The 7,969-nt window shown below is 65.2% G+C and carries 9 protein-coding genes; 4 read left to right on the top strand and 5 right to left on the bottom strand.

Annotated elements, in window-relative coordinates; all coding sequences use genetic code 11:
- The 5 genes from GSQ89_RS39185 to GSQ89_RS12835 all read right to left on the bottom strand — a co-directional run.
- Nucleotides 1-386 (bottom strand): MBL fold metallo-hydrolase (locus GSQ89_RS39185; protein ID WP_158925690.1); only part of this gene is annotated, 386 nt, incomplete at its 3' end.
- Nucleotides 387-404: 18 nt separating this feature from the next.
- Nucleotides 405-1,214 (bottom strand): type III pantothenate kinase, encoded by an 810-nt coding sequence (locus GSQ89_RS12850; RefSeq protein WP_158925688.1) that lies wholly within the window; start codon nt 1,212-1,214, stop codon nt 405-407.
- 105 nt (nt 1,215-1,319) lie between these two features.
- A complete protein-coding gene (locus GSQ89_RS12845) occupies nt 1,320-2,045 on the bottom strand; it encodes a pyridoxamine 5'-phosphate oxidase family protein (protein ID WP_158925686.1) in 726 nt (241 codons plus the stop codon).
- 88 nt (nt 2,046-2,133) lie between these two features.
- Nucleotides 2,134-2,772 (bottom strand): glutathione S-transferase family protein, encoded by a 639-nt coding sequence (locus tag GSQ89_RS12840; RefSeq protein ID WP_158925684.1) that lies wholly within the window; start codon nt 2,770-2,772, stop codon nt 2,134-2,136.
- A gap of 82 nt (nt 2,773-2,854) precedes the next feature.
- Entirely contained in the window at nt 2,855-3,793 is a 939-nt protein-coding gene (locus GSQ89_RS12835; protein ID WP_158925682.1) for a S1C family serine protease, read from the bottom strand.
- 147 nt (nt 3,794-3,940) lie between these two features.
- On the opposite strand from GSQ89_RS12835, the gene GSQ89_RS12830 reads away from it, so the two are divergent.
- The 4 genes from GSQ89_RS12830 to GSQ89_RS12815 form a co-directional block, all read left to right on the top strand.
- Nucleotides 3,941-4,828, top strand: a complete 888-nt coding sequence (locus GSQ89_RS12830; RefSeq protein WP_158925680.1) for a S1C family serine protease — start codon at nt 3,941-3,943, stop codon at nt 4,826-4,828.
- Nucleotides 4,825-5,367, top strand: a complete 543-nt coding sequence (locus GSQ89_RS12825; RefSeq protein ID WP_158925678.1) for a response regulator transcription factor — start codon at nt 4,825-4,827, stop codon at nt 5,365-5,367. Before GSQ89_RS12830 ends, GSQ89_RS12825 begins: the two co-directional genes overlap by 4 nt.
- A gap of 256 nt (nt 5,368-5,623) precedes the next feature.
- The gene (locus GSQ89_RS12820) at nt 5,624-6,586 is read left to right on the top strand and encodes a MoxR family ATPase (protein ID WP_216856141.1); all 963 of its coding nucleotides are present in this window, start codon (nt 5,624-5,626) and stop codon (nt 6,584-6,586) included.
- Nucleotides 6,586-7,969 (top strand): VWA domain-containing protein (locus GSQ89_RS12815; protein ID WP_158925676.1); only part of this gene is annotated, 1,384 nt, incomplete at its 3' end. The genes GSQ89_RS12820 and GSQ89_RS12815, both read left to right, overlap by 1 nt.

Below are 7,969 nucleotides of genomic sequence, written 5' to 3'. Positions count from 1 at the left end.
CCGCCAGTCGGGATGACATGCACCTTCACCTGGTTGTTCAGGCCGTTTTCACCCAGCTTGCGGCGCAGCACCGCGGCGGCGAACGGCGTGCAGTACACCGGGCATTTCAGCCGCGGCCACAGCCAAGCCACCGCGCCGATGTGATCTTCATGCGCATGGGTGATCACCAGACCCAGCAATTTGTCCTTGCGGTCGGCGATGAAGCCCGGATCGGCCATCATGACCTCGACTTCGGGCAGTTCGCTGCCGCCGAAGCCGATGCCGCAATCGATGGCCAACCATTTTTCGGTGCCCCCCTCCCGCCACCGGTACAGGTTGAGGTTCATGCCGATTTCGCCCGTCCCGCCCAGAGGCAGGAAGGCCAGTTCGCCTGTTTCAGAGTCCATACTTAAGGGTTCGTTCCGTTATTCAGTTTCAATCAATCGCGTTCTCTCCCGGGGTAATGTGGGCGCTGGGTTGCGCTCCGCCAACATCCGCAGGCCATCCAGGGTCAGATCGGGCGCCATGTGCTCGATCATCAGGGTTCCTTCGGCGAACAAGGGGGCCAGTCCGCCAGTGGCGACAACCTTCATCGGGCCGCCGAATTCAGTCTTGATCCGTGTCAGCAGGCCCTCGATCAGGCCGATATAGCCCCAGTACATGCCGGATTGCATGGCAGGGACGGTGGAACGGCCGATCACCGACTGCGGCCGGCCGATGCCGATGCGCGGCAAACGGGCAGCGGCCTGGTGAAGGGCCTCGAGGGAGAGGTTGATGCCCGGGCAGATGATGCCGCCGAGGTAGGCACCGGTATCATCTACCACGTCGAAGGTGGTCGCGGTACCGAAATCGACGACGATCAGCGGGCCGCCGAAATGCCGGTGGCCGGCGAGAGCGTTCAGCAACCGGTCGGCCCCGACCTCATTCGGTTGATCGATCTTGATCTCAAAGCCCCAGTCCAACGAGGCGCGTGCGACCAGCGGCTCGACGTTGAACCAATCGCGGCACAGCCGGCGCAGGTGATACAGCGCCGCGGGCACCACGGTGCCGATCACCGCCGCACTGATCTGGTCGCGCTTCAGATCGCACAGCGTCAGCAGGCTGTTCAGCCAGACGGCGTATTCGTCGGAGGTGCGCTGCGCATCGGTGCGGATGCGCCAGACGCCGCGCCAGCCGGACGGATCGTGCACCGCGAACACGATATTGGTGTTGCCGGCATCGATAACGAGCAGCATGGCTAAACGGCCGTTTCCGGGCCGGTCGATCGTGTGACGCGCATGAACCCTGCGAACAGGCTGTTTGTAAAAGCCCCGTCACATGATCGATTGGACCGCTTTATGTCAATCGCGGGTGCCATACTCCATGCGATACGCCTCCAGCAGCACTTCATCCAGGTTGCGCCCTTCGGTGTAGCCCCGCATCCCCGGCGGCACCTCCAGCCCCGGCAAGTGGCGCGGGCACAGCTCCGGCTCACCCAGCACCTGCCGCACCGGAATACGCGCCGTCCATACCGGCAGGGCGTAGTCTTCCTCCTCATCCGAGACATGGGTGGAGCGGATCTTGCCCGAGGCCTCATCGATCGGCATCACCACGAAGCTGGTCGCCTTGATTTCCTGCCCGTTCGGCGGCCGGATTTCCTTCGACCGTCCCGGGAAGAACCGGTCCACGAACCCGTCCATCGCCCGCGTCTTTTCCGCCGCATCGGTGACCAGCCTGGCGGTGCCGAACGCCATGACGGAGCGGTAGTTGACCGAGTGATGGAAGCCGCTGCGCGCCAGCACGATGGCATCGAGATGCGTGGCGGTGACGCAGACCGGCACGCCGTCGGACTGGTTGCGGATCATCCGGCTGGCCGAGGACCCGTGCCAGTACAGCACGTCATCTTCCCGCCAGAACCCTGTCGGCGTGCAGAACGGCTGGCCGTTGATGACATAGGCGATATGGGCGACCATCGCCGAGTCCAGGATGTCGTACACCGTCGCCTTGTCGAACCGGCCGCGTTCATGCCGCCGGCGGATCCGGTTCCGGTCGGTGATCGGGAAATTCGTATCGGCGGCGTCGTTCATCGGCAGCATCCTGGAAGAATTGATCCACCCTTATCGCTCGGATTCACCCAAATAGATCGGTCCAATCCATCCGGCCACCGCTGTTCCATTATGATGACGCTTTATGCTGCGCGGACAGCTCTGCATCCCGCTCTTTGACCCGCGCCACGGCCGGCCGGTTGGTCGTGCGCTCGATATACGCCTTGATCTCCGGTGTTTCCGGCACCAGGCCGAACCCGGTGGTCCACATCATGGCGGACCCCCACAGCACATCGGCGACCGAAAATTCATCGCCCAGCAGGAACGGCGCGGCACGAAGCTGGGCGTTGATCGTCGCCATGACAGTGTCGAAATCACCATACGGCGACATCGCCAGCGTCCCCGGTTCGCGCTTCATCGCTCGGTCCACCACCGCCGGCTCGAAACAACCGGCGTAGAACGCCATCCAGCGCAGATACGAACCGCGGCGCTTGTCACCGATCGCCGGCGTCAGCCCGGCCCCCGGAAACAGATCGCCCAGATACAGATAGATCGCCACCTGTTCGGTCACCAGCACGTCGCCATGCAGGATCGCCGGCACCTTGCCCATCGGGTTGATCGCCAGGTACGCCGGTTGCCGTTGCTCCCCCGCCTGCATGTTCAGCACCCGAAGCTCATACGGGGCACCCAGCTCCTCCAGCAGCGTCAGCGCCGCGCTGGACCGCGAGTTGGGTGAATGAAACAGAACGATCTTGTCCGCGTCGGTCATGCCGGCCTCCTGGTGCTTCCCTGTCGACGACGAGGATATGGCCAAAAGGCAGGCGGACTGGCGAGTGAATTCCGAGCGACGTTCAGGTTTCGCGGGGTGTGACCAGCAGCGTCAGCAGTTCGGTTCGGCGCAGAAACCGGATCGGCACCTCCACGCCCGCACGCTCCTGCGTCAGCGCCCGATGCAGATCGTCCACGCCAGTGACCGGGGTGCCATCGAAGGATACCAGCACGTCGCCCATTTGCAGGCCCGCCCGCTTGCCCGGATCGTCCGCCACCAGGTCGGAGACCATCACTCCGGTCGCCTGGTCCAGCCCATGGAACCGGCGGACCCGCGTGGTGATCGGCACGGTCTGCGCCGACAACCCAAGCCGAGACCGGTGGACTTGCCCGTCCCGCATCAACCGCGTTGCCACCCAGATCGCCGTGTCGATCCCAATGGCGAAGCAGATCCCCTGCGCCGGTCCGATCATCGCCGTGTTGATGCCCACGACCCGCCCGGCGCCGGACACCAGCGGTCCGCCGGAATTGCCCGGGTTTAGCGGCGCATCGGTCTGGATGACGCTGTCGAGCAGCCCTCCGGCGCGCGTCCGCAATGTCCGCCCCAGCGCGCTGACGATGCCTGCCGTCACTGTGCAGGTGAACCCCAGCGGATTGCCGATGGCGACCACCAGTTGTCCCACCCTCAGTGCCGCGGAAACCCCAAGTTCGGCGTGCGGCAACCCGGTCCCCGACAGCCGCAGCACAGCGATGTCGGTCGCCGGGTCGTCGCCGATCAGGGCAGCGTCAAAGCTCTGGCCGTCGGTCAGGCTGGCCTGCAGGCGCGTGGCGCCGGCGACGACATGGCTGTTGGTCAGCACGTAGCCGTCGGGGGTAAAGATCACGCCCGACCCCTGCCCGGCTGGCCTTCCGTCCTTGCCGAAGGCCATCACATGCACAACCGCCGGCCCGACACGGTCGAACGCCTGCATCACCTGTGCGGAATACGGATCGAGTTCGTCGCTGAGAGCATCGAGCGGCATGGAAGTCTTCCTTTCGGCACCCAAATGGGGATACCGCGGTCACGGCGGCACCCGGCCATCTGGCGGGGCGGCGTCCCGGTCATCCGCCCGATGCCGAACGGGGCGGAACCGGTGCAGGGTGGGACCATGCAAGGAGGGTATCGAGGCATGGACATGATCGAGCAGTTTTCCCAGGGTCTCGCCGACCGGATCGCCGCCGCCGCGCCTGTGGTCGTCAGCGTTCACACCGGCAAGCGGTCGACCAGTGGCATCCTGTGGCGCCCGGATGTGGTGGTGGCGTCGGAGCAGATGCTGCCTGAGGACGCCTCGGTGTTGCGAGTCACGCGCGGCGGCCAGACGGTCGCCGCAAAACTGGCCGGGCGCGATCCCGGGACCAACGTCGCGGTGCTGAAACTGGACACCGCGCTGGACGGGGCGCTGCCCGCGCCGGCAGGGGCGGTCCGCGTCGGTAATCTGGGGCTGCTGGTCGGTGCCGATGATACTGGCAATGCGACCGGGCGGCTGGCGATGGTGCATGCGCTGGGCGACGCCTGGCACAGCATGGCCGGCGGCCGCATCGATGCGCTGATCCGGCTGGACGTTCGGCTAGGCGTCGACGAAGGCGGCCCGGTCCTGTCGCTGGCAGGCGGTCTGATCGGCATGTCCACCTCCGGCCCCCGGCGCCGGACCATTGTCATCCCGACTGCAACCCTGGCCCGCGTCATCGACCCGCTGCTGACCGAGGGCCGCATCGCCCGAGCCTGGCTGGGCGTTGGTCTGCAACCGGTGCTGATTCCCGACAGTTTCCGCCAGTCCACCGGGCGCGAGAGCGGCCTGATGGTTGTGGGCCTGGCCTCCGGCGGTCCCGCCGAGACCGCCGGCATCCTGCCCGGGGATATCGTGCTGGATATCGACGGGACCGCCGTCAACCGGCCCCGCGCCTTGTCCATGCTGCTGGGCCCCGACCGGATCGGCCAGACCGCCACGGTGCGTGTCCTGCGCGCCGGCGCGGTGCAAGTGATCGGCGTGACCATCGCGGCTCGTCCCGCCGCATGAGCGGCGCCGGCGGCCTTCGCGTTCGAATCCACGCGACCGACGCGGTGCGCCGCCGCGGCCTGGCGTCCATGCTCGAGGCCGCCGGCCACAGCCTGACCGACGAAACGCCGGATGTGGAGCTGTGCGACATGGACCGGACCTCCACCCCCTTGCCGAAGGAGGCGGAGGCACCCGTCGTCGCCCTGACCACAGGCATCCCCACCGGCGCACCGGCCGGGGTGCTGTTACCCGACGCGACCGCCGAACAACTGGATGCCGCCCTGCGCGCGGTCTTCGCCGGCCTGCTGGTCCGGTCCACCGCCGCGCCCGAAGCCCGCGGCTTCGCCCCGGCGGACGACATGCCCCTGCTGACCCCGCGGGAACGCGAAATCCTGGGGCTGATCAGCGAGGGCCTCAGCAACAAAGCCATGGCCCGCCGCCTGGGAATCTCTGTCCACACCGTCAAATTTCACCTGGAAGCCCTGTTCAACAAACTGGACGCCACCAGTAGAGCCGAAGCCGTCACCAAGGGCCTGCGCGGGGGGGTGATCGAACTGTAGGAAGGCCTGGCTCTGCCCGGACCCGCAAAGGGCCGGCGGCCCTTTGATCCCGATTATTTTTGGGAAGGGGGTGGGAGGGGGCGACCGAGACGTTAGCAATGTCCGAGTGGCCCCCTCCCACCCCCTTCCCAAATGACCTGGTTCCAAGGGGCCTCGCCCCTTGGCGGGGTTCGGGGCAGCGCCCCGACCTTCCTACAGTTTGACAATCGCCTCCGGCGATGCGATCGGGATACTACACAGTAGCTTGGAGTTGGACGTGAACGATGCGCTGCCGCTGGGGGACTCGCCCCTGCGATCGATCGACGCTGTCGAATTGGGTCTCGGCCAGGCCGGGTATATCGCCAACCGCCAGATCTCCACAGCGATCTACATGGCGCATCATCTGCAGAAGCCCATCCTGGTGGAAGGGCCTGCCGGTGTCGGCAAGACGGAGCTGGCGAAGTCGGTCGCGTCCTGGCTGAAGCTGCCGCTGATCCGCATGCAGTGCTACGAGGGGCTGGACGAGTCCAAGGCACTGTATGAATGGAAGTATGGCAAGCAGTTGCTGTACACCCAAATCCTGAAGGACAAGATCAACTCGGTGATCGGCGAGTCCGACGACCTGACCACCGCGTTGAACAAGCTGCATTCGTTTGGTGACGTTTTTTTCTCGCATCAGTTCCTGGAGCCGCGGCCGTTGCTGCGATCGCTGCAAGAACCCGGCGGTTCGGTGCTGCTGATCGACGAAATCGACAAATCGGATCAGGAATTCGAGGCATTCCTGCTGGAGATTCTGTCCGACTACCAGGTGACGATTCCGGAGATCGGCACGGTAGGCGCCATCGTGCCGCCGATCGTTCTGCTGACGTCGAACAGCACGCGCGACCTGGGGGATGCGCTGAAACGCCGCTGCCTGCATCTGCATATCGGCTTCCCGGACGACAAGCTGGAGGCGAAGATCATCGCGTCTCGGGTGCCGGGGATCGATGGCCGGTTGCTGAAGCAGTTGGTCAGTTTCGTGCAGCAGTTGCGGGCGCTGGACCTGAAGAAAGTGCCATCGGTCAGCGAAACGATCGACTGGGCAAAGATCATGCTGCTGCTGCACACCTCGGTGCTGGAGGTCGATCTGGTGCGCGACACGCTGAACGTGCTGCTGAAGTTCGAGGCGGACATCGAAGCCGCCGGCAAGCAGATCGCCGGCCTGACGCACAAGGCGAGGCAGGACGCGGGGGTCGCCTAGTGGTAACGGCCGCGCCCGCCAGTGAACCGCTGCGGCGCTTCCTGCAGGTCGCGCGCGGCGCCGGGCTGAAAGTCTCGGCCGCCGAGGGGATCGATGCCGCTCGCACAGTCGATCTCGTCGGCTTCGAGGACCGAGACGTGCTGAAGGACTCTCTAGGCCTGGTGCTGGCCAAGACACCGGACGAAAAAGCCGCCTACGACGAAGTCTTCGACCTTTATTTCAAGCGTGACGAATTCGCCGGCGGCAGCGACGAAACCGATCCCGAAACATCCGACCAGGACCCATTCTCCAGCCCGTCCAACGGCGCCGGCGGCGACGGCATGGGCGGGCAGGGTGGCCAGTCGCTCGGATCGTTGCTGGCAGACGACGACCGTGCCACCCTGGCAACGGCAATGGAGCAGGCGGCGCGCGAGGCCGGCATCGAAAACATCCGGTTCTTCACACAGAAAAACCTGTACGCCCGCCGTATCCTCGACCGCATGGGCCTGCGCGCGCTGGAACGCGACATCGAGGCGATGCGACAGACCGGGACGCCGGAGGGACTGGGACGAGCACAATTCCTCGACGGCAAGGTGGAGATGCTGCGTGACTCCGTCCGCGACTTCGTGGAACGGAACCTGCTGCTGTTCGCCAAGGGCGACACCGAAAAGTTCCGAGAGGAACTGCTGAAATCCGCACGCCTGTCCAACCTGGAACGACGCGATCTCGACCGGATGCGCATCCTGGTGCGGCAGATGGCGAAAAAACTCGCCGCTCGGTATGCGAAGACCCGGCGGCGGCGTTTGCGCGGGCAGCTCGACACGCGGCGCACGCTGCGGCGGAACATGGGCTGGGGCGGCATCCCGTTCATCACGGTCTGGAAACAGAAACGCATCGAAAAGCCGCGGGTGATGGTGCTGTGCGACGTCTCCGGATCGGTCGCCGCGATGGCGCAATTCCTGCTGATGTTTATGTACGCGATCAATGAGGCGCTGTCCGACATCCGCTCCTTCGCCTTCGCCGGCTCCCTGATCGAAGTGTCGGAGATCCTGGAGAAGGAACCGGTCGAGGAAGCCATCACCAAAATCATGTCGCTGATCGGCTTCGGGTCCTCGAACTACGGCAATTCGTTTGCCGATTTCGAGGACGGCTGGATGAATCACGTGACCAACAAAACCACCGTGATCATCCTCGGCGACGCACGCGGCAACCGCACCGACCCGCGGACCGACATCATCGGACGCCTGTCGCAACGATCGAAACGGATCATCTGGCTGAACCCGGAATACCGGTCCGCCTGGGGCACCGGCGATTCCGACATGTATCGCTACGCCCCGTTCTGCAATCTGGTGACGGTCTGCAACACGCTGAGGCATTTGGAACGCGCGATCACGGATCTTCTTG

The sequence above is a fragment of the Acidisphaera sp. S103 genome, from assembly GCF_009765975.1.
In the GTDB taxonomy this organism is placed as follows: Bacteria; Pseudomonadota; Alphaproteobacteria; order Acetobacterales; family Acetobacteraceae; genus Rhodopila.
Note: the sequence above shows the minus strand (reverse complement) of the source record. Positions and strands in the feature narration are given on the sequence as shown.

Coding starts and splice junctions, on each gene's coding strand:
- GSQ89_RS12850 (WP_158925688.1), bottom strand. CDS start 1,214: ATGCTGCTCGTTATCGATGCCGGCAACACCAATATCGTGTTCGCGGTG.
- GSQ89_RS12845 (WP_158925686.1), bottom strand. CDS start 2,045: ATGAACGACGCCGCCGATACGAATTTCCCGATCACCGACCGGAACCGG.
- GSQ89_RS12840 (WP_158925684.1), bottom strand. CDS start 2,772: ATGACCGACGCGGACAAGATCGTTCTGTTTCATTCACCCAACTCGCGG.
- GSQ89_RS12835 (WP_158925682.1), bottom strand. CDS start 3,793: ATGCCGCTCGATGCTCTCAGCGACGAACTCGATCCGTATTCCGCACAG.
- GSQ89_RS12830 (WP_158925680.1), top strand. CDS start 3,941: ATGGACATGATCGAGCAGTTTTCCCAGGGTCTCGCCGACCGGATCGCC.
- GSQ89_RS12825 (WP_158925678.1), top strand. CDS start 4,825: ATGAGCGGCGCCGGCGGCCTTCGCGTTCGAATCCACGCGACCGACGCG.